Here is a 1,380-nt window from a genome sequence, read left to right as displayed (position 1 = left end):
GGGTGGAGAATAATAATTGGGGTGGAGAAAGTTGGGCTTATGCGCGGTAGCCGGCAGTAAAGAATATGCACAAAGTCAAGCATCGTTGGGATTTTATTGTGCAAATCAGAGCGGGGATTTTTCAAAATGTATACAAAGTCAAGGAAACGTTGCAATTGGTCAGCAAGCTCAATCAAAATCAGGCTTTACCTTTCTTGTTTTATGTCATACCTGAGCACGCAACCCCATTTTTGGATGCAAGTAACAGTCTGCAGCAAGACAAATGAAGCCAGTTATGGATTTTAATCAAAAAGCTGCAGTGGCTGCTGGTTATGCACCTTATGTTATGAGTGTGGCAAAAGAATTGCCAGCATCAGTGCAATTTGGATCAGTTACAACTGTTGCAGGATATCGTGTAACTACCCCTGAGAACGAAAGAAATGCTTTGGGTTATTTTCCAATGCTGTTACAGGTGGCCTTGGTGGTGGGATGGTTTCTCGCACTAGAAACATGACGGAGGCTTCTATTGTTGGACTTGGGGCTGCATATACTGATCAAGTCATCTCTAGTCAAAGAGAAGATTTGAGTGTCAAGCCATCCCATGTTGTTAATGGTTTGGCCTATGGTGCAGGAAAATATCTTGGTGGTTATAATTGTGGTGATGCATGCCAAACATCTATCATTGTAGTTCCCAATACGGCATTTGGGAAGGTGTCAGATGAGTTATTTAAATACAGTATTTCATTTGATGAAGTACAAAGGGATCTTAAAAATGAACAAAGATAATATTTATGATTTTGTGATTGATGAAAATTTTAAAAAAAGATGTCAGAGAATATATATTTCAACAATTCTATGTTTAATTCAGATATTGTTTTTTTCATACTATGTTTTTACATCTAATGCATGGACAATATTGCTTTTTGATATTAGGATATCAACTTTCTATTTGCCACCTATTTTTATTACATTTCCATTAATTTATGAGAATATTATTTTAATGAGAAAATATGGATCAAAATCTTTTAAAGAAATCAGTATTATAGAAAATTCATTAATGGGAAAAAATTTTTTAGGAAATAATATATCTATAGAAAAACCATTAATATTAGATTGGGATTTTTATATAAAAAAACATTGGTTTATTTATGATAATGATCCAATATTAAAAGTGAGTTTTATAAAACTATCAGAAAACAATAAAATATTATTAATACCACATAGTAAAAGCAACATGAACTTTATTAAAAAATTAAAAGAGATTTCACATTCATAGTATTTGCTAATTATATGCGAATGCAGCATTAAGTTTCATAAAATGGGTTGGAGTAAAAGATATTGAAATCGGTCATCGCCTAATTGATGACAAGGGTAATTATCAAACCGTCATTGCCATTCACA

3 protein-coding genes are annotated in these 1,380 nt (G+C 33.0%); all 3 read left to right on the top strand.

Annotated elements, in window-relative coordinates:
• Positions 1–262: 262 nt before the first annotated feature.
• The 3 genes from ACZBKJ_RS09820 to ACZBKJ_RS09810 are packed head-to-tail and all read left to right on the top strand — an operon-like array spanning position 263 to position 1,255.
• Positions 263–493 carry a hypothetical protein gene (locus tag ACZBKJ_RS09820; protein ID WP_463200911.1) on the top strand — a complete coding sequence of 77 codons (231 nt, stop codon included), beginning with the start codon at positions 263–265 and terminating at the stop codon, positions 491–493.
• On the top strand, positions 469–765 hold the full coding sequence (locus tag ACZBKJ_RS09815; protein ID WP_463200910.1) for a hypothetical protein: 297 nt from the start codon (positions 469–471) through the stop codon (positions 763–765). The genes ACZBKJ_RS09820 and ACZBKJ_RS09815 overlap by 25 nt, the downstream gene beginning before the upstream one ends.
• Positions 752–1,255 carry a hypothetical protein gene (locus ACZBKJ_RS09810; RefSeq protein WP_463200909.1) on the top strand — a complete coding sequence of 168 codons (504 nt, stop codon included), beginning with the start codon at positions 752–754 and terminating at the stop codon, positions 1,253–1,255. Before ACZBKJ_RS09815 ends, ACZBKJ_RS09810 begins: the two co-directional genes overlap by 14 nt.
• Positions 1,256–1,380 lie beyond the last annotated feature (125 nt).

The sequence above is a fragment of the Moraxella sp. I5G genome (assembly GCF_055193055.1).
This window is presented reverse-complemented; position numbering and strand designations above follow the sequence as displayed.

Excerpts from the sequence above, each read along its gene's own strand:
- ACZBKJ_RS09820 (WP_463200911.1), top strand. The coding sequence starts at position 263 with ATGAAGCCAGTTATGGATTTTAATCAAAAAGCTGCAGTGGCTGCTGGT.
- ACZBKJ_RS09815 (WP_463200910.1), top strand. The coding sequence starts at position 469 with ATGGTTTCTCGCACTAGAAACATGACGGAGGCTTCTATTGTTGGACTT.
- ACZBKJ_RS09810 (WP_463200909.1), top strand. The coding sequence starts at position 752 with ATGAACAAAGATAATATTTATGATTTTGTGATTGATGAAAATTTTAAA.